21 protein-coding genes and 1 pseudogene are annotated in these 25956 nt (G+C 53.4%); 9 read left to right on the top strand and 13 right to left on the bottom strand.

Annotation, left to right across the window (positions count from 1 at the left end; genetic code table 11):
* Positions 1–413: 413 nt before the first annotated feature.
* Positions 414–1070, bottom strand: a complete 657-nt coding sequence (yunB, locus tag AB1500_01990) for a sporulation protein YunB (protein ID MEW6181934.1) — start codon at positions 1068–1070, stop codon at positions 414–416.
* A 193-nt stretch (positions 1071–1263) separates the two neighbouring features.
* The gene (gene tyrS, locus AB1500_01985; protein ID MEW6181933.1) at positions 1264–2481 is read right to left on the bottom strand and encodes a tyrosine--tRNA ligase; all 1218 of its coding nucleotides are present in this window, start codon (positions 2479–2481) and stop codon (positions 1264–1266) included.
* 274 nt (positions 2482–2755) lie between these two features.
* Here tyrS and AB1500_01980 point away from each other — a divergent pair, with 274 nt between their 5' ends.
* The 8 genes from AB1500_01980 (at position 2756) to cysK (ending at position 11939) form a co-directional block, all read left to right on the top strand.
* Positions 2756–5032 carry a penicillin-binding protein 1A gene (locus AB1500_01980; protein ID MEW6181932.1) on the top strand — a complete coding sequence of 759 codons (2277 nt, stop codon included), beginning with the start codon at positions 2756–2758 and terminating at the stop codon, positions 5030–5032.
* A gap of 9 nt (positions 5033–5041) precedes the next feature.
* A complete protein-coding gene (locus AB1500_01975) occupies positions 5042–6679 on the top strand; it encodes a DAK2 domain-containing protein (GenBank protein ID MEW6181931.1) in 1638 nt (545 codons plus the stop codon).
* Between the two features lie 46 nt (positions 6680–6725).
* The gene (locus tag AB1500_01970; GenBank protein ID MEW6181930.1) at positions 6726–7565 is read left to right on the top strand and encodes a DegV family protein; all 840 of its coding nucleotides are present in this window, start codon (positions 6726–6728) and stop codon (positions 7563–7565) included.
* A gap of 386 nt (positions 7566–7951) precedes the next feature.
* Positions 7952–8329, top strand: coding sequence for a hypothetical protein (locus tag AB1500_01965; protein ID MEW6181929.1), 378 nt, complete (start codon positions 7952–7954; stop codon positions 8327–8329).
* 653 nt (positions 8330–8982) lie between these two features.
* Positions 8983–9306 (top strand): hypothetical protein, encoded by a 324-nt coding sequence (locus AB1500_01960; GenBank protein MEW6181928.1) that lies wholly within the window; start codon positions 8983–8985, stop codon positions 9304–9306.
* A gap of 466 nt (positions 9307–9772) precedes the next feature.
* Positions 9773–10297 carry a hypothetical protein gene (locus tag AB1500_01955; protein MEW6181927.1) on the top strand — a complete coding sequence of 175 codons (525 nt, stop codon included), beginning with the start codon at positions 9773–9775 and terminating at the stop codon, positions 10295–10297.
* 363 nt (positions 10298–10660) lie between these two features.
* Positions 10661–10906 (top strand): hypothetical protein, encoded by a 246-nt coding sequence (locus tag AB1500_01950; GenBank protein ID MEW6181926.1) that lies wholly within the window; start codon positions 10661–10663, stop codon positions 10904–10906.
* 103 nt (positions 10907–11009) lie between these two features.
* Positions 11010–11939 carry a cysteine synthase A gene (cysK, locus tag AB1500_01945; protein MEW6181925.1) on the top strand — a complete coding sequence of 310 codons (930 nt, stop codon included), beginning with the start codon at positions 11010–11012 and terminating at the stop codon, positions 11937–11939.
* Positions 11940–12003: 64 nt separating this feature from the next.
* Here the strand turns inward: cysK and AB1500_01940 are convergent, their stop codons facing one another.
* The 9 genes and pseudogenes from AB1500_01940 to AB1500_01900 form a co-directional block, all read right to left on the bottom strand.
* Positions 12004–13062 (bottom strand): phosphotransacetylase family protein, encoded by a 1059-nt coding sequence (locus AB1500_01940; protein ID MEW6181924.1) that lies wholly within the window; start codon positions 13060–13062, stop codon positions 12004–12006.
* Between the two features lie 10 nt (positions 13063–13072).
* Positions 13073–15175 carry an acetate--CoA ligase alpha subunit gene (acs, locus tag AB1500_01935; GenBank protein MEW6181923.1) on the bottom strand — a complete coding sequence of 701 codons (2103 nt, stop codon included), beginning with the start codon at positions 15173–15175 and terminating at the stop codon, positions 13073–13075.
* 374 nt (positions 15176–15549) lie between these two features.
* Positions 15550–16676 (bottom strand): annotated as a pseudogene (locus tag AB1500_01930) (reverse transcriptase domain-containing protein).
* Between the two features lie 423 nt (positions 16677–17099).
* Positions 17100–17717 (bottom strand): cell wall hydrolase, encoded by a 618-nt coding sequence (locus tag AB1500_01925; protein ID MEW6181922.1) that lies wholly within the window; start codon positions 17715–17717, stop codon positions 17100–17102.
* Positions 17718–18080: 363 nt separating this feature from the next.
* Positions 18081–19304 (bottom strand): glycosyltransferase, encoded by a 1224-nt coding sequence (locus AB1500_01920; GenBank protein ID MEW6181921.1) that lies wholly within the window; start codon positions 19302–19304, stop codon positions 18081–18083.
* Positions 19291–19929, bottom strand: a complete 639-nt coding sequence (locus AB1500_01915; GenBank protein MEW6181920.1) for a DUF5752 family protein — start codon at positions 19927–19929, stop codon at positions 19291–19293. Before AB1500_01915 ends, AB1500_01920 begins: the two co-directional genes overlap by 14 nt.
* 539 nt (positions 19930–20468) lie before the next feature.
* The gene (locus AB1500_01910) at positions 20469–21212 is read right to left on the bottom strand and encodes an ATP-binding protein (GenBank protein ID MEW6181919.1); all 744 of its coding nucleotides are present in this window, start codon (positions 21210–21212) and stop codon (positions 20469–20471) included.
* A 14-nt stretch (positions 21213–21226) separates the two neighbouring features.
* Complete coding sequence (locus AB1500_01905; GenBank protein MEW6181918.1) at positions 21227–22042, bottom strand: DnaD domain protein; 816 nt, start codon at positions 22040–22042, stop codon at positions 21227–21229.
* Positions 22043–22176: 134 nt separating this feature from the next.
* On the bottom strand, positions 22177–23016 hold the full coding sequence (locus tag AB1500_01900) for a bifunctional adenosylcobinamide kinase/adenosylcobinamide-phosphate guanylyltransferase (GenBank protein MEW6181917.1): 840 nt from the start codon (positions 23014–23016) through the stop codon (positions 22177–22179).
* Positions 23017–23341: 325 nt separating this feature from the next.
* On the opposite strand from AB1500_01900, the gene AB1500_01895 reads away from it, so the two are divergent.
* Positions 23342–23821, top strand: a complete 480-nt coding sequence (locus tag AB1500_01895) for a DUF456 domain-containing protein (GenBank protein MEW6181916.1) — start codon at positions 23342–23344, stop codon at positions 23819–23821.
* Here the strand turns inward: AB1500_01895 and AB1500_01890 are convergent.
* Together AB1500_01890 and AB1500_01885 are read right to left on the bottom strand one after the other, a co-directional pair.
* On the bottom strand, positions 23735–24586 hold the full coding sequence (locus AB1500_01890) for an acyl-CoA dehydratase activase (GenBank protein MEW6181915.1): 852 nt from the start codon (positions 24584–24586) through the stop codon (positions 23735–23737). The two genes, AB1500_01895 and AB1500_01890, sit on opposite strands and share 87 nt — an antisense overlap.
* Positions 24587–24636: 50 nt before the next feature.
* Positions 24637–25401 (bottom strand): ATP-binding protein, encoded by a 765-nt coding sequence (locus AB1500_01885; protein MEW6181914.1) that lies wholly within the window; start codon positions 25399–25401, stop codon positions 24637–24639.
* Positions 25402–25956 lie beyond the last annotated feature (555 nt).

Genomic DNA, 25956 nt, shown 5'->3' with positions numbered 1-25956 from the left:
TTCCCGTTCCCAAGACCCGATTCTCTTCAATAAAGGGCCTTCCTACTTCATACGTGTGTCTGGCTTTACTCTAAGAAATCTCGTGAGCCTTGCTCCTTCACTTACCACTGTTCAGTTTTCAAAGACCGGTTAAATCACGACTTTTTCATTTTATTCTTTTTGCGCCCGGGAGTCAAGAACCATTTTTTGTTTCGTCCCGGAACCTTGACCGCTGTCGGACCGGTGTTGAACCCGGCATTCGCTTACCCGACAGGGCGCAATTAAGAATATAGCACAGACCCCGCCCCGTGTCAACGCCCTAAAAAAATACTTTTTAACAACTTTTTAACGGTCGCAAAGGGTTCGGAATGTAACCGGGAAAGCTTTTCCCATACCTGTTTTATCGTAATAAACACACAGGTTCTTAAACATTACTAAGGTTTAGGCGGCGTAAACGTCAATCCGCCCGGAATACTTACAAAGGTACTGGGTACGGTACCTACGATAATGTTCTCTACAAGAGGCACATCCGTTGTTATACGCGCCTCTTTGTTATGCAGGGGAACGGCGATGCGCACACTCGTATCGAGATGAAGGGAGAAGCGGTGCCGCGTCTGATTGATCCCCGCCGACTCGAATTTATCGAGCATCACGACTTTCACCGAACCAACCGGAATTATCTGCACCTTTACCCGTGGCCCGCAGTTCGCAAGAAACTGGCTGCCTAAAATCTGACCCAGAGGCACTTCGAACTCTTCCTGCTGTAATTCGCGCAGCCCCTTTTCAACCGCTACCGCCACGCTTGCGGCCATATCGTTCACCTTGACCGTATCCGCCTGCACCAGGACGATGCGGCCTTCGTCGTCCTTATGAATCGTCACCAGGTCTTCGTAACGCAGCCTCCGGCTCAATACTTCCGACCTGACGGCGCCGTTGACCGCCTCCACCGCGGTCTGGACTACCTTTGGCTCGGCAAACGCCAGCACCGTCGGAAAAAGCTTTCGCTCCAAACCATAGAACAAACCGCCGCCGATAAAACCGGCCAGCATTAAGACCCAGATGATGGGAGTGATTACCGGTCTGCGAAACAAGAGCTTCCTCCCGTTGAAACCTTCCTACATTAATTAATATATGAGCCAACGGGGGAAAAGCGTGTCGGGATTTTCCTTAGGGCCTTTGACGCAAGATCCGGCAAGAAAAATTAACCACAGAGATACTGAGCACACGGAGGGGGAAAAGACGAAATGTGGTGAAATATTTTGGTTCCGGCTTGTCCGGGGTAGGTTAAATTAAGCGGGTGAATTTCCGGCGGCCGATCCGGATAATCGTGCCGGGTACCGGTGGGATCGCGGCGTTGGGATCAACAATTTTTGTTTCGTTAACCCGGACGCCGCCCTGAATAATAAGACGCCGCCCTTCACTGGTACTCGGAACCAGCCCCGACAGCATTAAAAGGCGTGGCAGGTGAACCAGCCCGTCGTTTATGGCGTCCTGAGGAACCATAAAACCGGGGATTTCACTTGGAAGCTCTCTTTCCTGGAAAACGCGGATAAACTCGGCTTCTGCTTTTTGCGCCGCCTCAAGGGTGTAAAACTGACTTATGACCTCCCGGGCCAGACGCATCTTCGCGTCGCGCGGATGCACTCCGCCCTCCTTGAGCCCCGCCGCGATAACCCGTACCTCTTCATCGGGAACGGAAGTGACCAATTCCAGATAGCGGATTATCAATTCGTCCGGCAAGGACATGACCTTGCCGTATATTTCCTCCGGCGGTTCGGTGATTCCGATATAATTCCCGAGGCTTTTGGACATTTTATGCACGCCGTCGAGCCCTTCGAGGATGGGCATGGTGATCGCCGCCTGAGGCTCCTGGCCGTACGCCGTCTGGAGGGTCCGCCCCATTAAGAGGTTAAACCGCTGGTCTGTTCCACCCATTTCTATATCAGCACGCAGAGCGACCGAATCATACCCCTGCATCAACGGGTAAAAAAACTCATGAATCGAAATGGGCAGGTTGCCCTTAAAACGTTTGCTAAAATCCTCCCGTTCCAGCATCCGCGCCACGGTATAGTTTGCCGCAAGCTGGATGACATCGGCGAAGGTCAGAGAGGCAAGCCACGAACTATTGAAGACGATCTCCGTCTTATCCGGGTCCAGGATTTTAAATATCTGTTCCTTATAAGTCTGGGCGTTGGCCAGGACCTCTTCCTCGCTCAACTGTTTCCGGGTTTCCGTCTTTCCGCTCGGATCGCCGATGCGTCCCGTAAAATCGCCGATTATAATAATAATCCGGTGCCCGAGTTCCTGAAACTGCCGCATCTTCTGAAGCACCACGGTATGGCCCAGATGTATATCGGGCGCCGTAGGATCGAGCCCCAGTTTCACTTTAAGCGGTTTACCGGTTGAGACGGCGCGGGTGAGCTTTTTTTCAAGCTCTTCTTCGATGATTATTTCCGCTACGCCCCTTTGGATGATCCTCATCTGTTCGGATACGGTTTTCAAGCTTTATCCTCTCCAGCCGTGAAAAATCATTAGCATTATAGGTAACTATTCAGCCGCTTAGTATTTCGCCGGCGGAACGCGGCGAGATGCAGGCAAAGCATTGGGAAGTGAAAATCTAATTTGCCGCGCCGATGACGGAACGCCTGAATAGATATCATTATAGCAAAGCCGCGGCACATATTACAACAAATGCTAATCGCCCGACATGTTTAAGCGGGTTGTGAAATGTGCTATAATTTTGGCGTCAACGGTGTTTAAAGTGAGGCGGTGTAATATGAATAATCGAACAAGGAAGAAAAAGAAACGTTTAAACCCGTGGCGGCTGACGGTTTTAGTCGTACTATTGGGAATATTCTTTCTCGGAGTAGGAGCGGCGGGAATCTTTGTGTACAGTCTGAAAGGAATGCCGTCGTTCGACCCGAACCGCCTGGAGGGTTCGCTTTCAACAACTCTGTATGATAAAAATGGAGACGTGATAACGGAAATCGGCATCCAAAACCGTGTGCCGGTGAAACTTAGCGCGATTCCTATCGAGGTTCAGAATGCTTTCCTGGCCACCGAAGACGTACGCTTTTACGACCACGTAGGAGTCGATCCGCGCGCTATTTTCCGCGCCCTCTTCCGTGACCTGGTCGGCGGGGAAATAAGGGAAGGCGGCAGCACCATAACACAGCAGCTCGCAAGAACCTGCTTTCTGTCTCAAGATCAAACAATAAAGCGCAAAATTCAGGAAGCCGTCTTAGCGCTTCAAATCGAACGCCACTTTCAAAAACAGGAGATTCTGGAGCTTTACCTGAACCATGTCTACTTCGGGGAAGGAGCTTACGGGATCCAGGCCGCTTCAAGAACCTATTTCAATAAGGATGTAAGCCGGCTTACTATCGCGGAAGGCGCCCTGCTTTCAGCTGTGTTAAAGGGACCGTCGATTTATTCCCCTTTCCGCGACCCGCAGGCCGCTCTTAAGCGCCGCAATTCCGTTCTTGACAACATGTCCCGCTATGGCTTTATTTCGCCGGAAAAGGCCGAACAAGCCAAGGCCGAACCTTTTAAACTCAATGCTGGTACGGGATCCGGAAAGGCATACTTATACCCTTTCTTTGTCGATTATGTCACTGACCAGTTGGTCGCCAAATACGGCGTGAACCAGGTGTTTCGGGGCGGGCTGAAGGTTTATACCACGGTTGACCCGAAGATTCAGGAAACAGCCGAAAAGGCGATGCAGAACTCAAAAAACTTCCCCCCTTCCAGCCGGGACAGTGAGGGCAGGATTGAACCGCAGGGAGCGGCGGTGGTGCTAGACCCCCATAACGGCCAAATTAAAGCGTTCGTGGGAGGCCGTGAATATACCCACCAGCGGGGACTTAACCGCGCAACAGATATCTACCGCCAACCGGGGTCTGCTTTTAAGCCGATTATCGCTTACGGGCCCGCTATTGAGGAGCTTGGCTACGGTCCGGCCACGGTAGTTGATGACGCGCCTGTCCAGTTCAGCGATTATAAGCCGAAGAATTACGACGGAAAGTACCGCGGGCTTATCACGCTGCGCACCGCCGTTACCAGTTCGATAAACGTCCCCGCCGTACGGGTGTTACAAAAGGTAGGGCTTACAAAGGCGGAAGCATTCGCCTCCCGTCTGGGAATCGTGTTCTCCCCCGGTCAGGAGGGTTTAAGCCTGGCACTGGGAGGGGTTCACAAGGGGGTCACACCCCTCATGATGGCACAGGCATACGGCGCCTTTGCCAACCAGGGGATCTACATCCCCCCGACCGCAATCACCAAGGTTACAACAAGAAACGATACCGTCCTTGACGAGTTTAAGCCCAAAAGGGTCCGTGTGATGAAGGCCACCACTGCATACCTGGTGACCGACATGCTGCAGTCGGTCGTGGAGCGCGGAACAGGACGCAGGGCGCGTCTGGGTTCCCACTCCGCGGCGGGCAAGACCGGTACCACCGACGACAGTAAGGACGTCTGGTTCTGCGGTTATACCCCTGAACTCGTCGCTGTGGTCTGGATCGGCCACGATCAGCCGCGGGCAATGCCCCGGGAGTACGGGGGCAGCTATCCGGCAATGATCTGGCATGAAATCATGTCCAACGCGTTGAAGGACGCTCCGTCGCAAAACTTCGTCCGCCCGCCCGGTATCACTGCGGCGACCGTGGACAGCAAATCAGGCCTTCTCCCGGGTCCGTTGACGCCTGCTGAAGACCAGTTGACTGATCTTTTCGCGCAGGGGACAATCCCTACGTCGGTTGATAATACCCACGTGCTGGTCGATGTTTGCGCGACTTCGGGCCTTCTGGCGACGGAAAACTGCCCGGAGAGGTTATCTAAGGTTCTGGTAAAATTACCCTACCAGGTTCCCTCTTCCGTCGCCGATGCCGCCGAACGGGCACCCACGGAAAGCTGCGGCCTCCATGGCAACAGCCTGATCCCGGGTGATGGATCGAACAATGGTGAAGGCCAACCATCGGATCTTCCGGGACCGCCTCCCGTTATCCCCCCGGGTTCGGACACAGGGGAACTGCCTCTGATACCGACGTTTCAGTGAGGAAGGAAGATGACGATCTCCTTGGAGGCAAACGGTATCGACGGCGTTTTATTCACCAGGATACTCAAAGGTGCGCTCCAGTGGCTTGGCCTTCACCGCCGGGAGGTCGACGCCCTGAACGTCTTTCCGGTTCCCGACGGCGACACCGGTTCCAATATGCAGGCGACCCTTGAGGCCGCCGTGGCGGCTATCAGCGACCCGCCGCCCCGACAAATCGGCGCGGCGGCGGAATCCGCCGCCCGCGGCGCTTTGCTGGGAGCGCGTGGGAATTCCGGCGTGATATTGTCCCAGGTCATCCAGGGATTTGCCGTCGCCCTCAAGGAAATCGAAAGAGCAAGCGTACAGGACATAGCAGACGCCCTCGTTTCGGGAACGAAGCTGGCTTACCGGGCGGTCAGTTCTCCGGTGGAGGGAACAATACTTACCGTCCTCAAGGACACGGCTCAGGAAGCCTGCTCTACCGCTCACCGGAGCCAAAATCCGCTGAGGCTGATCACCTATATCTTAAAGGCGGCAACCCGCAGCCTGGCTCAAACGCCGGAACTTTTACCGCTTTTAAAAGAGGCCGGAGTGGTGGACGCCGGCGGGCGTGGTTTCACCGCCATACTGGAAGGAGCTTTCCGGGTGGCCACCGAGAAACATGCCCGGGTCGGCCGGGAGTTTGAGCTTCCCGATAACACCGAAAGAGGTGACATCCCCGGCGCGGCGGGGAAAGCCGCGTCGTCTTTCGCTTCGAAAAAAGAGGAAACCATCAATTTTACCTATTGCACGGAGTTCCTTCTTAAAAGCGTGCAACCGGACACGACCGACCTTAAAGAAACCCTGGCGCCTTGCGGCGACTGCCTCATGGTCGTAGGCGAAGGGGACCTTCTCCGGATCCATATCCATACCGACCACCCGGGGATCGTGCTCGAAGAAGGGATAAAGCGGGGCACGCTGCACAATATCCGCATCAGCAACATGCGCGATCAACACCAGGAAGCAAATGAAGAGTATTCTGGTACCGCGGTGGTAGCGGTCTGTATCGGAGAAGGCTTTAATGCTCTTTTCGCAAACTTGGGCGCGTCAACAGTACCCGGCGGTCAGACCATGAATCCCAGTACAGGCGAGATCACCGCCGCTGTCGAAGGAACCCGGGCTAAAGACGTGATTATCCTCCCGAACAACAGTAATGTAATCCTCACCGCGCGGCAGGTACAAGACATCACCGGCCGGACCGTCGAGGTGATTCCTACAACCACCATGCCGCAGGGGCTCTCGGCTCTACTGGCTTTTGATCCGGCTGCCGGCGCCGCCGCTAACAGTTCCCGGATGAAGACCGCCGCCGAAAGAGTCGTTACGTCGGAAGTCACGCGTGCGGTAAGGACCGCAAAGATCGGCGACCGCGAGGTTAGTGAAGGTGAAATCATCGCTTTAAGGGGCGATGATCTTATAGCTGCCGGAGACGACCTCAACGGCGTCGTTGAAAAGGCCGCGATGGATATCGTTCCGGGTAGGGATGTGCTTACTCTTTTCTACGGGAAGGACGTTGATACCGGAGCGGCGGAGGCGCTTGCGGCCCGCCTGACGGAGATGCTGCCGGAGGTCGAACTGGAACTTCAGTACGGCGGTCAACCATTTTATTTCTATTTGATAGCCGCCGAATAAGGACTTAAAATTTGTTCCGGTTTATCCGGGTTAGGAGGGAACAAGTATAACTGAAGTCGCCATAGTAACCGATAGTACCGCCGACCTGCCGGCGGCACTTGCCCGGGATCTAAGGATTACCGTGGTGCCGCTTAAGGTCATATTCGGGCAAAAGGTTTATCGTGACGGAGTGGATATAGATTCAAATACGTTTTATGCACGCCTGAAAGCGGGTGAAACAGCCACCACCTCCCAGCCGTCCCCCGGGGAGTTTGAGGCCGCTTACCGAAAACTGCTTGAGGACGGCAAGAGTATCATTTCAATGCATATATCGCGCGACCTTAGCGGGACGGTGAATTCCGCGGAGACTGCCCGTTCCTTTTTCCCGGACGCCCGGATAACGGTCATCGATTCAAGGCTGGTGGCCGCAGGCCTCGGGCTTGTGGCGCAGGCCGCCGCCCGGGCCGCCCTTGAAGGCCGCGCCCTGGATGACATCGTCTCATTAACCCGGCGTATCATGCAGACGACGCGGATTTTCTTCTGCGTAGAAACACTCGAGTACCTCCGGCGGGGAGGGCGTATCGGTAAAGCGCAGGCCCTCCTGGGTACCATCCTTAATATCAACCCCATTCTAACCGTCCATGAAGGGATTATACAGCCTTTCGAAAAGGTACGCGGACGTAGAGTCGCCCTTCGCCGTCTTGCAGAAATAGCAATACAGAAAGCCGGGAACCACCCGATGATTTGCGCCGTGCTTCAGGGCGCCAATCCGGAAGCGGCGGAAATCCTCACAAGCCTGCTGAAGGACCTTCCACCCGGCAGCACGGTGGATCAGGGAACGGTAGGGCCTGTTGTCGGGGCGCACGCCGGCCCGGGCGTTTACGGCATCACATTCTATCGAATCTAACGTTTCTAAGCTAAGGCTCACGCGGTATGAAATCAGACCCTCGATAGAAAATCATGAACAGTTTCAAATACTGTCTCATATAGTATAAGACGTTATCCATCCAGGCAAGCTCCTCTTTCTGTACGTAAAAACTATCAGGGCGAACAAGCTTCTAAAGTCATCGCCGTCTCCTCCCCGCTTAGCCTACCTGTGGTTGCTAAAACTTAATAAACATTTGTCTATTACCCTTAATCTCCTTTTTTAATTTTATAGTATATGACATAGGAAGTGGTAAATGGGAACATTTGTTAAGTATTGTGTTGTGCATAATTTCGCTATTTTTATAGGCACGGGTGGACAGAACGCCGTTTCCATGGGCACAGAAATCAAAAACGGGAGGGAACAAAATGCTGGAAAACAGAAAGCGTCGGCTGTTTATATTTATTGCATTAGTATTTGTTGCTGCACTTCTTTGTGTACCTCAGATAGTTGCAGCCGATTCTGGTTATAATCCACAACCTCAAGAAATACCGAATGTACCCCAGGAGTTACGGAACTTACCGCGAATGATGGAGCTTAAACCAGATCCCGCATGTGAGGTAAAGCTTGATAAGGTAGTAATTATTAATTCCCCGAACGGTGTTGGCCAAGAAGTTCAGGTTTCAGAGACGGTTCCTCCAGATAAAAGGCCTCTCGCTTACAGCCTGGAAATAGATTCGGTACGCGGTACATACAAAACCTTGAAGGAAGTAATTACAGAAAAACCCCAGCGGCAACTGGACTAGCGACGCCAGCGGTACCTCCAAGAATCCAATAGCGGTTTGGTTAACAACTGATGTTTTCTGTTTTAACATGTGGAAATGTGTGATAAATGACACGCGGATATAAGAAAATCCGACTGACACTAATTCTTCTTGTTGTAGGGATAGTTTTAAACGGGTCTATCATGGCTTCGAGTGCCTTTGCTTATCTACGAACCTTAGATCTAAGAACCGAGGATCCTAAGAATTGGGCTTTATGCAAAACAACGTTTTCTCAGAGTTGGAATAGTACCTTAACAGGTACTTCTCGGTGGATGACGACGTGGGCAGCAAACCCTACCCCCCTGAATATACATTGGTATCTCTCCTCCTCCTCTTTAGGGCCAATTTATGTAGGAATAGGCCAGGTTAGTAGTTCAGGTACAGCGAGTTACTACAACTATGATTTCCTTACCCCCCTTCGTACTGACGTAAGACATGAGCTTAGTATTATCGGTTACCCTAATGGTACATCTAAATACAGTTATGGATGGTACCTCGGTGGTGAAGCTTGGAGCTTGCTCCATCTCCATGTATATTATTATTAGCCACTTAACTCAGATTTAGATAGCTCCGGGTTAACCTGGTAGGTAGTAAGTTTCTTGACTTTTTATCGAACGAGCATAAGGTGATGCAAGATGTATGATTATACCGATTCTTTATGGCGTTACTGGTTACCATCAATGTGGGTAATCTACTGTGCCAGTGGCATTCCAACTCTTATCGGTATTCTAAAAAAATCGGCAACTTATTGTTTGTTTGCGGTTTTAATAAGCGCGTTCTCTGGCTATATTGGGGCTATTTGGTCATACGGTGGAGCTTATACGGCTTTTCTTACTTTTGGTCAGCTCGCGCTGGCAGGAGGCTTCCATTTTAAATTAAAAGGGTGGCAGTGGGTTTTGGTACCCGTCGGTACTGGCGTAATGTGGCTATTGTTCTACAGTATTTTCGGACCTTCGTAAAATTATTGCCTTTAATTGTTCTTTTAAAAAGCACCAAGAAGCGACGTTTTAGTTTGCACCGTCGCTTCTTGTTAAGGATGGGGTTTAATAAGGGAGAAAGTAGTTCTAGGAAACAGGAAGTTGGCAAAAAAGAAGTTTAACATAAATAGGGCATAAAGAAATAAGGTTATGTCTTAATGAAAGGCGGTAATAAGATGAATCAGGTTGACGATGGTGGAAATAGTTAGGTCCATACAGGTAAAGATAAGTTTCCCTTAGGGACTGTCATATAATTAATGTATTACTGAGACCGTGTCTTAATTGTATAGTTCCATTCTCCGTGAATGTTTATGGCACAATAAAAGTAGAGCGCTGCGGAAGCTAAAAAACAGAGCATAAAACTGGAAAAAACCATTGCCAGCACCCCTGAAAAAATCCTACCCTTTAGTTGCGAAGCTAAAGGGGGTAAGAAAGAAAGGTGTTGACAATGGCTCAGATACACAATATCAGATTTTTGAAGAACCATAAAGGGTTGTCTTTACGAGCCGTGGCCAGGGAAACCGGCCACCATTTTGAAACGGTGCAAAAGTACGTGGAAAAAGACAATTTCAATCTTCAGTTGCGAGAGAAACAACACAGGAAGGGCAAACTTGACTCTTTTAAGGAACTAATTGACGAGTGGTTAAGAAGCGACCTCTCTGCCAAACCCAAACAACGGCATACCGCCAAGCGGGTCTATGACAGGCTCAAAGAACTCTATGGTGATGATTTTGATGTTTCCGACCGTGCGGTAAGGGAATACGTTGCCAGAAGACGTCCGGAGATACAAGGCGCCGGCAGTGGTTATCTTCCGCTGGAACATTCCGCTGGTGAGGCCCAGGCCGATTTCGGCGCCGCCCAGTTCATTGAGCGGGGAATCTTGTACGATGGTTTCTACCTGGTCCTGTCCTTACCCTACAGCAACCCGGTTATCTACAGGTTTTCAAGTCAGAAAACCAGGAGTGCCTGTTAGAGGGATTAAAGAATATCTTCGAGCACATTGGTGGCTCTCCCCGGGAAATATGGTTTGATAACGCGTCCACCATTGTCAATAACATCCGCCGGGAAGGCGAGCGTGATGTAAATAAAGGCTTTGCGCGGTTCATGCTTCACTACAATTTTGCACATAACTTCTGCAACCCCGGCAGTGGTCACGAAAAAGGCAGTGTAGAAAACAAAGTCGGCTACTCAAGGCGTAACCAGCTGGTACCAATACCGGAGTTTTATGACATTCGGGAATTTAACCGGCTGATGCTGACAAAGTGCGATGAAGATTTGCAGCGGAAGCATTACAAAAAGCCCGGAACCATAACGGAACTATTTACGGAAGACAGGCATGCCTTACATTCACTTCCATCTATCCCCTTTGATGTATACCGTCTGGAGCTGGTTAAAGCAGATAATTACGGCAAAGTCAAATACGACAATAAGATACTCCTGTTCACCAGGCTTTGCCGGTCGTCAGCTGTGGCTAAAAGCCGGCGCTTTTGAAGTGGCGCTGCTGGATGATAAGTACCGGGAGATTGTGAGACACCCCCGGCTTTACGGCCGCCAGACTGAGTCCACTTATTATCCGGGATGAAAATTCCAAATATTCTAACAATAACGACCCTGAACCGAAAGGATTTACGGGGAGGCGTTGTCGAATTATTTTATATACATAGACATGAGAGGTAGTCCTTTATATGATTAATGACAGCATTCTTGACGTAATCGGGCTGACACCGGTTATCCGGTTGAACCGCGTAACCGACGGATGTCCGGCGAATATCCTTGCCAAGCTCGAGATGTTGAACCCTACGGGGAGCGCTAAAGCCAGAAGCGCCTGGGGCATGATCCAGGCCGCGGAAAGGTCGGGTGTCCTGAAGCCCGGAGGGCTGATAGTGGAACCGACAAGCGGTAACCAGGGCATCGCCCTGGCTATGGTGGGCGCCGTCCGCGGTTACCGGGTAATGCTCGTGATGCCCGAAAAGATGAGTATAGAACGCAAAAAGCTAATGGAGGCTTTCGGCGCGGAGGTCGTTCTTACACCTGCAGCCGAGGACCTTTCCGGCGCGGTGCGTAAAGCGCGTGAGCTTGCGTCCACGATCCCCGGCGCCTGGATGCCGGATCAGTTCAGCAACCCAACCAATCCTGATTACCACGAACGGACGACCGCTCAAGAGATTATGTCTCAGGTGGACGAACCGATCAGCGCGTTTCTGGCGGGGGTGGGCACCGGCGGGACCCTGACCGGTGTCGCCAGGGTCCTGAAAAAACACTATCCCGGTGTTCTTATATACGCCATCGAACCCGCGGGTTCCGCCGTCCTGAGCGGCGGCCCTCCGGGAGAGCACGGTATCCAGGGCATCGGCGACGGCTTTATCCCGGGAAACCTCGACCTGTCGCTTTTGGACGGCGCGGTCCCGGTAAGCGATAAAGACGCCTGCAATATGGCCAGACGTCTCGCGCGGGAAGAAGGCATACTTGCCGGAGTATCCAGCGGCGCCGCCGTGGTGGCCGCCGTTACGGTCGGCCGTCAGATCGGCGGCGGGGCGACTGTTTTGACCATCCTCCCCGATACCGGTGAGCGGTACCTGAGCACTTCCCTTTTTGAAAAGGACGATAACCTTTAGTGCAAGGCAGTCCAATGTTATCAGGGCTCAACATAAGTCACTTTAATAACGTTGAACGTTGAACCTACTCCCCCCGCACCAGGTCGATTATCTTATCGAGGTTGCAGTGTAACGTGACGCTTTCCCGCGCCAACGTTACGGCACGTGTATCGTCGGGCCGAATTACCCGGCTTACCTTTGCCAGACGCTCAATCGCGTGGTAGGTGTCGTAGGTGACCAGGATTACCGGTACGCCTTTGTCTTGTGCCTGCGCGATTACCTTAACGTTCGGGTACAACCCGCCGGTGAGTATGAGCACCGAGGTGTCGGTTTCCAAAGCGGCAAGCGCTATATCGGCCCGGTCGCCGCCGGTGACGACCGCCTTATTGGCGGAACGGCGGAAGTATGCGATCGCGCTCTCGATGGTCATCGCCCCGATGAGCACATCCTCAACTATATTCGTAAGGTGATCCTCCCCCGTAAGGATATCGCCTCCCAGCGCCTCATGGTACTCGGCCACCGTGGGAGCGCTGATTTCCGTCTGGCTCGGGATGACGCCCAGTGTTTCGACCCCCTGTGCGGCAATGATCTCCCGGTAGAGTCCCTCCGTCTTGGCCAGCAACGTACGAGGCACGTTGTTGAAAATCACACCGGCAAAATGGACCTGCCGTTCTACAGCTGACCGGGCAAGAAAAACAACCTCGTCCAGGCTCCGGTCGTTAAGAGGCCGAATCACATAGACCATGGCGGCGCCGAACTCTTTCGACAGGCTCAAGGCGTCGAGCCCGAAGGTAGCCATCGCCCACGGTTCAGCCCCGCCGTCGATCAAAACCGCGTCAACCCCCTCCCTGGTTTTTGCGTAAGCCTCCTTGATAAGCCGGCGGCAGTGCTCGGGGTCCTTATAGTTCGAAATGTAATATCCCCCCAAGGCAAGCGGAGCAACCTCGCGTCCTTCCAGAGGGAGTTTTAATACCTCGCGCATCAGGATGGTATCCCTATCTTCAATCCCGGTGGCTCCGGGAGGATTGCCCACCGGTTTGAAGTACCCCGGGCGTACTCCCTGCTCTTTGAGGAACAACGCTAACCCCAGAACGATAGCCGTTTTTCCGCTACCCGCCGTCCCGGTAAAATAAAGGTCCGCCACTTTAACCACCTCACCCGATTGTAATCTTTACGTCTAACGCCGCTGCCCCCTGCTGGTAGGCAAAGACCGGATTGATGTCCATCTCCACGATCTCCGGAAAATCGGTAACAAGACGCCCGACCCTACCGATAACGTTTACAAGAGCATCAATGTCGAGAGGATTTTCGCCCCGATAGCCGCGCAATAGTGTATAGGCCTTTGTTTCCCGGATCATCGCGCGAATTTCCCTCTCGTTCAGGTCCCAGGTCAGCCGGAAGGCAACATCCTTCAGGAGATTCACATATATCCCGCCGAGACCGAAAGCAATCAGCGGCCCGAACTGAATGTCCCTGGTCATGCCAACGATTAATTCCGTACCCTTCGGGTACATCTTCTGGATTTCCACCCCGTAAATAGCCGCGCGCGGCAAATGCTGGTGCACGCGCTCCATCATATCCCAGAAAGCTTCACGGATCTCTTCCGGTGTTTTCAGCCCTACCCTGACTCCTCCGACATCCGTTTTATGGATGATCTCCGGAGAACCGATCTTCAGAACCACCGGATAACCCAATTCCGCGGCGAAAGTAACCGCCTCCATGGCCCTCCGCGCCAGCCTTGTCGGCGCCACAGGTATCCCGTAAGCTTCCGCCACCCTGGCCGCCTCGCTGCCGAGCAGCGTCCGGCGGCGGTCCTCCTGCACCCGCGCAAAGACCTTCCAAACCCCATCGGGGTTGATATCCGGGTACGACGGAATCCCTTCTTTTTGCGGACGTTGTCTTGTCTTGCTATAGGCCACCAACCCGCCCAGGGCGCCGACCGCCAGTTCCGGGAAAGTGAAACAGGGTATCCCGTGCCGGTTCAGATGTTCGGCCCCCGCGGTCAGACTTTCCCCGCCCATGTATACACCGAGCACGGTTTTCCCCGGGTATTTCTGCTTTGCTTCAAGGACCGCCACCGCCGTTTCCACCGGTTCCGCTACCGCGGTCGGGCAGACCAGAACCACTGCGCTGTCCACACCCTCGTCCGCAAGAACCCTGTCAAGGGCAAATCTGAAGCGCTCTACCCGGGCGTCGCCAAGCACATCCACCGGGTTAAAGACGTTTGCCTCTAACGGCAGTTCTCCCCGGAAGGATTCGATGGTTTCCCGGCTGAAACGGGCCATCTCCAGTCCGTGGGCATCGATACTGTCGGTCGCCACGATTCCCGGCCCTCCTGCATTCGTGACAATGGCGACACGCGGGCCGCGCGGCACGGGTTGACGTGCGAAAACGGTCGCTAGGTCGAAGAGCTCGCTCATCGAGCGAACCCGTATAACCCCCGTATGCCGGAAAGCCGTTTCGTAAGCTATGTCCGAACCGGCCAATGCCCCGGTGTGCGAGGACGCCGCACGGGCTCCGGCCTGGCTGGTACCTGACTTAAGCACGATTACCGGTTTCAATCTGGTTGCCCGATCGACCGCTTCCAGGAAATGAGCCCCGTCCCTGATATCTTCAATATAGCATAGGATTACCCTGGTATTCTCGTCGGCCGCGGCGCCGGTAATGAAATCGGCCTCATTAAGGTCCGCTTTGTTGCCGAGACTGATAAACCGTGAAAAACCAAGGCCCGTTTTCAGACTCCAGTCAAGGATCGCGACAAGCATTGCGCCGCTCTGGGAAACAAAAGCGATCTCGCCTTTTAACGGAAATCCGGCGGCAAAGGAAGCGTTCAACGGGGTATGCGTGTCCATGACCCCCACACAGTTAGGCCCGAGCAGGCGCATCCCGTACCGGTGGCAGAGTTCCACCATCTGTTTTTCCCGTTCGAGACCCTCTTTCCCCGTTTCTTTAAAACCCGCGGAAATCACCACGAGCGTCTTTACCCCGGCGCCGCCGCAATCCCGTACCACGTCCAGAACACGCTCCGCGGGAACCACAATTACCGCCAGGTCAACCGGCCGTCCCACCGCCGCCACAGTAGGGTAGGCTGTAACCCCTTCTATTTCCGTTTCTTTGGGGTTCACCGGGTACAGTATTCCTTTGTACCCGCTTTTTACTATATTGCGCAGGATCACATTACCAAGCTTATCCGGGTTTTTCGAAGCGCCGATTACGGCAACGCTTTCCGGATGGAACAAGGGTTCAAGCGTCTCCAAACATTTCACCTCACCCCTATGGGAACGAGTCGAATGCTGTTCTGAAGTATAATCTGCACGTTTCGAGTCGAGCGTAAAGTCGAAAGTACCAATTGGGATAAGAAATTAAAAACCAGGCCGGCCAGTTGCCGGAAAATCCGTTTCGAAGTGTATACTGAAGCTTATTCTTTCCAGCAGCCTATCATTAATCTTCGGCAAAATAAACCAGAATCCTTCGAGAAAGTCGCACTAACGCAAAACGGCTAAAATCGCCGCGCCGTCGACTTAAAAAACTGAACCATGGATGAACGCAGATGGATACGCAACCGAGTAGGAGGGGGCGGCTAACCCCCGTCCTCTCACACCACCGTACGTACCGTTCGGTATACGGCGGTTCATAAGGATAAGCGAAGTTCGCGGTATCGTTCAACTAAGCTGACAAGCCCTTGGTTTCGCCAATAGGTAAGACCAAGGGCCTTGTTCACCTGTAGGGTGTTGGCAAGTCGCCAATATCCCTTGCGTGAGCCGCTGATTAGTTTGGCCCATTCCTCAGGGATTCCGAGCGCAACCAGTTTACGGCGTTTAGTGCGTGATTTCTTCCATTGCTTGAGCAGACACATTCGCAATCTCCGCCGTAACCACTCGTCAAGCGACTGAAAGATACTATAGGTATCTGCCAGACGGAAGTAGCCAATCCATCCCTTAAGATAGGCGTTTAACCGTTCCAGGCGGTCCGTTAGGCTAATACTCCAGCTCCGCTTAGTGAGCTGGAGTGTTCGCTCTTTGAACCGCTGAACCGTCTTCGGCGCAAGGCGGATGCGTGGCTCTTCTCCCCAGGTAAAGGAGAAGCCCAGTAATTTCCTCGCCAGGGCCGGTCAACGGCGCTTTTATGCAGGTTGATCTTCAGCTTGAGCCGCCCTTCTGTGAACCGGCGCACGCTCTCCATCACTCTTAAGCCAGCGCGCTGGCTCTTGACGTAGATGTTACAGTCATCCGCATAACGGACGTACCTGTAGCCACGCCGCTCCAGTTCTTTGTCCAAGTCATCGAGGATAATGTTGCTTATTGGACCGCCTTGTGGCGTCCCTTCTTCACTACGGACCTAGCACCCGTTGAGCATCACTCCGGACTGTAAGTAGCGTCGGATTATCATCAGAACCCTCTTGTCCTTCACCTTCCGCGCTACCCTGCCCATTAGGATGTCGTGGTTGACCCGGTCAAAGAACTTCTCCACGTCCAGGTCAACTACGTACCGATATCCTTGCCGAATGTATGACTGCGCCCGCTTTACCGCCTGATAGGCGTTCCGCCCCGGCCTGAAACCATAGCTTCGCTCCACCACCTTCTCCATCAGGTCAGTACCGTTTCCGCCGGGTCGCTCCGTAACTTGTGCCGGGAAAGAACTCTGCGCTCCCACAGTCCCCCGCGTATTCACCGCTTCCTCCTGTGGGTAGCTCCCTTTAAGGATTTTCGGCTTTCTTCGCTCTTCCCGCGAACTCATTGCGTGCTTCCCTTTCCTTATGTTCGGTCCTTCCCCTCCCGGACGTCTCCGGTGGGGTACTATGACCTCTGCTGACTCCTGCCGGTTCAACCATACCTTCCGGCACGGGTTACCAAATTACTCGGCATATCCGGCAGGTCTCCCCGGGTAAGTGCGTTGCCTTTCCCTCCATCTACCCGCCCCATTTACTCTCGGCAGCCTTCGGTAGCAAGGACTTCGCTTTGTCTTGCAAGCTCATCCAACTGCCACTAGCCTCGCCTGGGGTTGGTGGTCCTCGGGCCGGAGGCTTGCCGCCGGCTTCTTTCAGATTCCGCCTCACGGCGGACACCCTTGCCTTAGGCTAACGACTACTGCTACCTTCGTCGCTCAGGACTTCCACCTTATAGGCAACACCCATGCCGGGCACAGAAAAGCAAGGCCGCTTTAAGCGGCCTCCAACTCCTCTTATGTGCTTGTGAAACTGTTTGTGGCAAACACGTGGTTTCCGATGCTTGCGGTGATGGGAAGGGTTCGAATCCAGCGATCCTCCGCAGTTTCCGGGTTGTAGAAAAACAACGCACCGTTTGTGGGATCAACGCCGTCCAGGGCCGCCCGGGCAGCCTGGAACGCTTGATCGTCCGGTTCAAGGTTAATCGAACCGTCCGCCACCGGAGTAAATTCGAAAACGCCGTTAGTGCACTGAAATATTACACCGTGCGTTGTTTTCGGGAAAGCAGGGTGGCGCAGCCGGTTGACTATCACGGCGCCCACCGCCACCTTGCCCAAAAAGTCTTCCCCTCTGGCCTCAGCGTTAATTATATGCGCCATGAGCCAAAGGTCGTCCCAGGCTGACGCGGCGCCCGTATCCGCCGGAATACTGAGCATCTGCCCCGGAAGAATCAGGTCGCTGTCGAGTTCGTTGGCCTCCATAATAGCCGTAACGGTTGTCCCGTGCCCTGTGCTTATCGCCCACAACGTGTCGCCGGTGGCAACCTTGTACCATTTTCCTTCACCCGCCGCCGCTGAAGTGCAACAACCCAGCAGCAACAAAATCAGGAAAAGTATTATTCGTGTTTTCATCATGTCCTCCTTTCCCGATAGGCCGCTCGCCAGCGGCACTTAACAAGCGGGAGACCGGATTTCCCGGCGCCCGGCTTCACAAAATGTCGCTTTAATCTTGCTGGCCATCCCTTTATTCGCGATAAGAGAGCCTGATTATCTCTTCCCGATGCTTTAAACGCTCTCCAGAGAGCTATTTTAACCAGTGAATGCGTTTTTTTATGCATTATCAATTTAATAGACTAATCAGAAACAAAGGACGGGCAAAAAAATGGGGGCCTGAAATCGGCCCCCTTTAAGTTCATGAGCTATTCGTTGATAGCTCGCAGGCATGCCGTTTTTTGGTGAAACGCCGCCCCCCAGCGCGTTTACACCGTCTGATCGACCTCAGAGCCGAACAACATCGCCTTCGTAGTAAAGCGAAAGGAACAGGAGAAGGTAGTCACGGATGTGCCGTGTAATAAGGAAGTTGTTCTTTACGTGTTCTTTGCCGTTGAGGCCGAGGTTCCGCGCGTATTTAGGCTCTTGTAGCAATTGTTTTAAATAATGTGCCGTACCGTCTATGGAATACGTAAGGATGCCTGAGTGCTTGTGTTTGATCTGCAGCGGTATGCCGCCCACCGCGGACGCGATGACCGGCCTGGTCTTCCACAGCGCCTCCGAGACCGTAAGCCCGAACCCTTCCTTCAACGACTTCTGAAGTATGACCGTCGAAGCCCTTTGCAGGGCGTTGATTTCGATGTCGCTGCCCGGCGGGAGGAAGACGATATGGATGTCCGGGTCGTCCGCGGCGGACGATCTGGCCTCTTCAAGGACCTTCATGCCCTCCGGGTCGTCGGTGGCGCCGCCCCCGGCAAGGATAAGCTGACAGTCGACGTGCTTCTTGACTTTCTGGTAGACCTTTATCACGCCCACGGGATCTTTGAGATAGTCGAAGCGGGAGATCTGGGTAACCACGGGGCGCTCCCGGTCAATACCGAAACGGGCCAGGACCTCGCTTACCGTTTCTTCCGGCAGTTCTTTGTTTTTATCGCTCAGGGGATCAATCGAAGGAGAAACCAGGACCTGAGGGATCCCCAACTCCCTGCAGTAGGCCGGCGCCGAAAAAACCGCGCAATCGTACCGCTCGACATACGGTTTCAGGAAAGCCATAACCTCCGGCCGGGGGTTGGCGACGTCTATATGGCACCGCCATATCCATTTCCCCCGGTTGCCGCGCCGCTTCTCCTCCACCAGCGCTACCGGCTGCGGATCGTGGATGAATATGATGTCGTCGGAAAGATCCAGTTCGGCGGCGTTTCCCCGGTTCACATCGAGAAGGTATTCCCAGTCTTCTCCGGTAACCTGGGCGTTCGCGCCGTGCAAGGCGTTGTGGATGTTCTTGGTGATGTTAAAAAACTTATCGTTACCCTTTATCACGTCCCACCTGGCGTTGACCCCGAGCTGTTTCAACAGCGGGATCATTCGCGTGAGTATCTCGGCCACGCCGCCGCCGACGGCGGTTGAATTGATATTTTTCACCGTCCGGTTGTGAAGCCTTTCCGCGAGAAGGTACAGCTCATTGATAACGCTTTCGCCTACTACCGCTGTATAATCATTAATGTTCGGCATATTTCCTCACCATTTTGATAATTTTTTCCCTTAGGCCTTCAAGCGTTATGGTATAGGGATCCAATCTGGAAAGCTCCTTGGCCAGCGTGTCCGCTCCCAGGCTCTTGAACCAGGCTTCAAAATCACTCTCATCCCTTCCGAGCCGCATCCGCGCTTCGAAGATATGAAAATATAAAGAACTGACGCTCGTTCCGGCCAGCATTTCCGCAAATTCCTCAAGGTTCTGGGCGACGTACTGCGTGGGGAGAATAAAGGTCTTACAGGCCATGAAATAAAACTCCTGTCCATCGGGACAGACCACAGGGTTTTTCGCCGTGTACCCCTCCAGGATATCAATAAACTTGTTTCTTAACGCTTCCATGCTCCTGAATTCGACGGTATCGACACTGGCAAATGCTTCGCCCAAATCCCCAAGGTTAAGGACGTTGGTAAACCAGTAGGCAAAATCATTGGGCGGTTCAGGAGAAAGATAGAAATGCTGCTGCAAAAACCTATGCGTGTGATAGTAAATCGAAGACTGCGGCACCTTTTTTATCCCATCCAACAATTCGGCGGGGTTCCTTGCCTTTAAACCCAGCAGCTTTATAAGGTGGTGCTCCGTATAAAAATGAAAAGGGTTGCTCATTCTGATTCTCCCTGTGCCTGCGGATTATACGGCGCTATCCCGGCGGTACTCCGTCGGCGCCGGACGAACAGGACTTCCGGTTAAGGCGGCTTCTCGAACACCTAAATCTTATTATGTACTGCGACCGTGCATTGTCTTACGCTTTGAAAAAACAATCTCATTGAAACACCTTCCAAGACCCTTACCCATTTGTAAACCGGAACCTCGCCCACACCCGTCATACCACCCTCCAGAGCCATTGCCGGAGGAAGGACCACATCCATATTTACAAAATGGCCTCTGTCTTTGAGGTTAAAGTAGCTATATTTGAATAAAACTTCAAACTATGACATTAGGAATCAACCTTTCGGCGACAGCTTTAACCTAAGCCTCGAACAGGCCACGGAGACATTGTAATGTGTAATCAATTCACACACAAGATAAAAGACTGTGTTTTCAAAATTTGGGTGGGAAGGTCGAAGGGAGTCTTTAATTAAAATATTGGCGCAAAGATAGGCATGCAACATCAACCAATGCTAACCGCGACGGCTACGCTCTCTTTACCGGCGTTTAGACTCACGTTCGTGGCGGCGGACGGCACGGATATCGTTCTCCACCATCAGCCGGTAAGGCCGGCAGATTTCGATGATACGGGAAGTGGTACGTGCCCCCAGATACTCCTCAAGCTCTTCCAGGGCCACGTTAGTGGTGATTACTACCGGAAGGCGGTGGTTCAAGCGGTGGTTCAGAATGGAGTAAATCTTCTGCCGGGCCCAATCGGTGTAAGTGAAAGCGCCCAGGTCATCAAGTATTAAAAGGGGTGTGCCTCTTGCCAGGCCGAGGAGTTCGTGCTCGCTGAGCGGTACATCTGATTCTTCGTCGTAGGTAGCCCGGATTTCGTCGAGAAAGTCCGGTACAACCACGAAAAGGACCTCTTTCCCCGCTTCAAGAAGAGCGTTGGCTATACAGCAGGCCAGAAAACTTTTCCCGGTTCCGACCTGGCCGGTGAAGATCAAACCCTCGCCGGCTTCCCCTTTCATAAAAATTGTCACAAACTCCTTAGCCGCATTATAAGCACGTTTGGCGGACTCCTGAAAGGTGATTCCCTTATCCTCGTCCTTCCGGCTGCGGGAGTAATAACGGAAGTCAAAGCGATCAAAGGTGTGCTTACGCATTAGAGGCGACATCTGGGAGAGGGAGAAACGGGCGCGCATTGCTTTCTCTTTAACGCAGGCACAGGGAACGGCGGCATCGCCGCGCAGGATCAGCCCCCTGTTACCACACTCCTGACAAACATCCCCCACCACATGTCCCCCTCTTAACTGAGATAAAGCGACTTAATCAGAGCTTTTCTTCTCTCCTGTTCTTCCTTTGCTTCTTTTTCCTTGGCGGGAGGATTGCGTTTCCCTTTTCGCCTGCGGCCGGCTTCGTAGTTACGGTCGTACTCTTCCACCTCGGTCAGGGTCCGGAGGTTATTCTTGCGCCATTCAAGGAGGATGGTTCCGATGTATTTGAAGTTATGTTTCCCCATAAGCACGGCGCGTCGGAGTGCTTCGCGTACCAGTGTCGGCGCCGTCTCCTGCCGCCACTTAAGCACCTGTTCGGCTTCGATGGGTGACAGCGGCCTGCCGAACTCCTTTTCGAAGGCCAGATACAGTTCGCTGAAAACCTCATCGACAGGAGCGGCTTCCCGCATCCCCTTCTTCAACAACTCTTGTATCTCCTGGATCTCCTCTACCTTTACGCAGGCCCAAACCTCGGAGATCTTTTCGAAAAGCGGCTGAAAATCGAAACCCTCCACTATGCGGTGCCCGTCGTAGCACTCGGTAACCGCGAGAAACTTCCGGTCCAGAAGCGTTTGAAGTTCACGGGCCAAAAGCGGCTCTTCCACCGTCATGCATTCGGCCAGTTCCGCCACCGAGACATGAAGTCTCGATTCCTCGGTTCTCAGACGGAAGAGCTGCAGCAGGATCATCATTCCGGTGTCGCTGATTCCCAGTTTTTTATAGAAGCGCAGGAGGAGGTTGGGGACGAATATGCCCCCCGTGAGCATCAGATCGGTACCAAATGCGCTGACGATATTGCCTTCCCGATAACTGTTCACCGGTTTCTTAGGAGTCCTTTTTTCGGCCATAACCCATCCCCCACCATGCCTTTATACAAGGAAGCTTCTTTGTGTGATTAAACCAAAAATATCTTAAGAATTTTCTTCACGAGGCGACAAAAATCCTCTAAGCAAAGAAGATTTTTCCCGATAAGAATATATCCCTAAGGTTTTACGCGGTGAGGAATCCCGCAAACCACCAGATAGACACTGTCCGCCATCCCGGCAAGCTGCTGATTTATTTTGCCGAGTACCCTCCGGTAAATTTTTTCGCGAGGGTCGACGGGCATGGTACCCATCCCGACTTCGGCAGAGACAGCCAGCACCGTCCCTTCACGCGCTCTTAAAGCGTTGATAATACCGTTGACCAGTGCGTAGATGTCATTCTCCGTTTCGTCTTTATCCAGCAGCCCGGCCACCCACCCTCCCAGGCAGCCAATCACCAGCGCGGCTTCGGGCGGGACATCCAGGATGGCGCGCGCGGGATCCCCGGGTTCTTGAACCGTTTCCCAATGCGCCGGAAAGCGCGCCCGGACGTCAAGATCAGTCTCGTATGCGGCACCACCGCCGCTGGACATCGACAGGTACACAACCGGCGAAGACCTGTGCAGCAACGATGCGGCAAAAAGGATCCTGCCGCTGAAGACACCGCCTGTGATAAGGGTGCAGCCGCCTCCGTTGACCTTGGCGGCGTTCGCTTCATCCCCGCTGCCAAGATAAAAACCGTAAAGGTCAACCCGGTAGTCCGCCAACATCGTGTCGCCGTAGCCGTCGATATAGTCTACCACCTCCTGTAAAACCCTGTGGATACAGGCGACTTCCCCGGCGACGGCCGCCACGGCAAGCGTCGCCCTCTGCCAGGTGTTCTGCCCGCCCACTTCCGCCACAGCCACGTTAAAACGCAGGCGCAGCCGTTCCAGCAGTCTTTTTAGTCTCCCCCGCTTCTCCTTAAGGGAAGCGGCTCCCGGAATGAAAAGCTCCGCGGTTAAAACAGCGTTTACCATTCTTCTCCCCTATTTTTCATTAGCAGAATCTAACCGGGATAATCCGAAACCAAAATTTTTCACCACCGAGGCAGAACATTAAGTCCGAAGTCCTACGTCCTGCGTCCTAAGTCCGGAAACAGGAACTGGGGACTTCCGACTTAGTTTCCTCCCGTTCCGGGATTGAGGACCGAGGACTTTCGACTGAGGACTTAATTTATACATCTCTGTGGGTATTTTTTCTTACTATGTCCCTTCCGGCGGCCATATCCCTGGCTTGACCCATCCACCGGCATTTGTTAGTCTAAAGGTAAGTATTCACTGAATCCCTTGCGGGAGAAACAGCATGTCCACCATCGGACTGATCGGCGCCGTTATATTATTCCTGGCAGGTTTGGCCGGCACCATCCTCCCGGTGCTTCCCGGAGCACCGCTTATCCTTGCCGGGATGGTAGTTTACGGTCTGTTCGCCGGTTTCAATCATCTTCCTTCATATTTCTTCGTCGGCCAGGCGCTTGCCGTGGTACTGACATTCCTTGTAGATTACCTGTCAAACGCCTGGGGCATAAAACGATTCGGCGGTTCAAAAGCGGCGATCTGGGGCGGCGGGCTCGGCCTCCTTTGCGGCGCCTTTATTCTGCCCCCCGCCGGCATCGTGCTCGGCCCTTTTTTTGGTGCCTTCCTTGCCGAGTTGATAGCTTCCGGCAGATCGGGTCGCGCACTTCGGGTCGGCATGGGCTCACTGCTCGGATTCATCGGAGGCACAGCCGTCAAGCTCGGGATAGAAATCGCCATGATCGTATGGTTCTTTAGGGCCATCTATTAAAAGACCCCATGCCAACAGGGCCGCACCGAGAGCCCCGATTATCTGTGGTTCCGGCGGCACCGCAACCCTTACGCCAAGTCTCTGCGAAACACCTTCCACCACGCATTTGTTCTTGGCCACACCGCCGGTCATCGTCACCTCTTCGCCAAGACCCACGCGATGCACAAGAGCCGCCACCCGCTCCGCAACCGCCGCGCACAGTCCGAGGGCGATTTCTGAACGGCGGACCCCTCTGCTGATCAGTGAAACCACTTCCGACTCGGCGAAGACGGTACAGACGCTGCTGATGGTCGAAGCCCTTTCCGCCGCTTCGGCCAGCTTATTGAACCCGACAAGGTCGGTTTCAAGCGCCCGCGCCATCACTTCCAAAAAACGCCCGGTGCCTGCGGCACATCTATCGTTCATCGCAAAATCCTGGACGGCTCCCCGCTCATTAACGCGGATTGCCTTTGAATCCTGGCCGCCGATATCAACAACCGTCCGGCTTCCGGGAAGGACGTACACCGCCCCCCGACCATGGCAGGTAATCTCCGTAACCTGCCGGTCCGCAAAAGGCACGCTTACACGCCCGTACCCCGTAGCCACGATATAGCCCACATCCTCCCGGGACAGGCCTTTATCTCCGAGCACCGCCGCGAAAACACTCTCCGCCGCCCGTCTGCTGTCCGCCCCCACGGGCATGATGCGGTAGCCGATTATATTTTTTTTCTCCAGCAAGACCGCTTCCGCCGAAAGCGATCCGATATCTATCCCCGCGACTATCAAGCTTACCCTCCGTCAAATAATCCCAGATTGCGAGTTCCGGGTTCCGGGATCTACCTTCTATCTTCCGACTTCCGACTTCCTGCTTCCGACTTCTGGTTCCACAGGTCTTCAAAGCTTACATTCCCCATCGCGCAACGAAAACGCCGCTTGAACTGAGGATACTTCCCTGTAATGTGACATACAATCTCTTTCATCGCCGCCCGTTCCGTCTTTCCGGCGTAAGGGCACATGGGAGGCAGCACCGGCAGTCCTTCGCGCGCCGCCAGCATGCTCAGAGTATGCTCCGTCAAGTAAATCAGCGGCCTGATTAGATGAAGCCCGATTCTGTCCAGATAAACCGCCGGCCTGAAGGGTTTAAGCGATCCTCCGTAAATCATGTTTAAGAAAAAGGTCTCAATGACGTCGTCAAGATGGTGGCCGAGGGCGACCCGTTTACATCCCAATCCTTTGGCCGTGGTATTCAAGACCCCGGACCTCAGTTTCGCGCACAAGGAGCAGACGCTTTTTTCTCCTTTGGTATCGATTATTTCGGCTATCGGATGACGGACAACATGCAACGGCACTCCCACGCCGGCGCAGTAACCGGCGAGCGGCTTATAGTCGGGTGTACACCAGCCGGGATCGATTAAAATCGCTTCGATCCCGAAAGAGAGATGCGAGTAATCCCGCAGATAAGACAGGACGTAAAGGAGCGCAATACTGTCCTTACCCCCGGAGACGCCCACCGCCACCCTGTCACCTTCGGAAATCATGGAATACTCCCTTATGGCCCGTTTAACGTCTGTTAGAAACCACTTACGCCAGGATTTTTCCACAACGCCTCCCGTTTAAGACCGTCCTAAGAAGCACTCAATCCTTAAAAGCCTCACCTGTTCGCTCTCCGGATGAATGACCTTTATGCGGTTACCGATCATGTCTTAGGGGGGGTACGGTTTTCAGATGATAAGCAAAACAAACCATCTTTATTATCTTAGCTTATACCGCCTAAATCAAGACTTGTCCACCGACGTTTTCCCCTACCAGACTCTTGTAAAGCTCGCCTATCCCGTCTTCAGCGGATATTGAATCGAGGGCGCGACCGAACCATCAAAATTCGCGGGACAGCCGTCACCAGTTGCTGGATTATGGTTTCGGCCGTCCCTTTCCGGCGGTAACCGGTGAGCCGCGTAATGTTTCGCTGACGGAACGCATGAGACTTTGCGCAAATCTGCAACAATATGCGCCTGCGGCAGAAGGATTTGGGTAAACAATACCGAAAAAACCATACGTGGTAAAAGCAAAGCCTGACCTCGTATTAAGGCAAAAATAAAAGGGTAGCATACGCATAAGAGGCTGCTGCATAACGCGCCTGTCTGTTTCTGAAGTCGGAT

Source organism: Bacillota bacterium (assembly GCA_040755295.1).
Classification (GTDB): Bacteria; Bacillota; Desulfotomaculia; order Desulfotomaculales; family Ammonificaceae; genus SURF-55.
Note: the sequence above shows the minus strand (reverse complement) of the source record. Positions and strands in the feature narration are given on the sequence as shown.